The following is a 362-nucleotide window of genomic DNA, read 5'->3' as shown; positions in this document are numbered from 1 at the left end:
ACCGGGTCTCCCGCTGGCACGCGATGAGCGGGCGCTACACCGTCAGCCTGGTCATCGCCCATGTCTTCCTCATCATGTGGGGCTACGCCCTCCAGGCGGGCAAGAGCCTCGGCGACATCGTCCAGCAGACGATCACCTCGGTCGATCAGCTGCCGGACATGGGCAAGGCCGCCATCGGCACGGGTCTGCTGTTCGTGATCGCCTTCCTCTCGATCGGCCCGATCCGCCGCCGGCTGCCGTACGACAGCTGGTATCACGTGCACCTGCTGACGTACGCGGCGATGTACCTGACGTTCTGGCACCAGATCACCACCGGCAACGAGTTCGCCGTGGAGCCGTCCGCGAAGACCTTCCGGTACGGG

At 66.0% G+C, this 362-nt stretch carries 1 protein-coding gene; it reads left to right on the top strand.

Translation table 11 applies throughout. The features are described from left to right. Positions 1-362, top strand: a 362-nt coding sequence (locus tag J0695_RS40345; protein ID WP_206969770.1) for a ferric reductase-like transmembrane domain-containing protein, incomplete at both ends; no start/stop codon positions are given.

The sequence above is a fragment of the Streptomyces beijiangensis genome, from assembly GCF_017315755.1.
Lineage (GTDB): Bacteria > Actinomycetota > Actinomycetes > Streptomycetales > Streptomycetaceae > Streptomyces > Streptomyces beijiangensis.
This window is presented reverse-complemented; position numbering and strand designations above follow the sequence as displayed.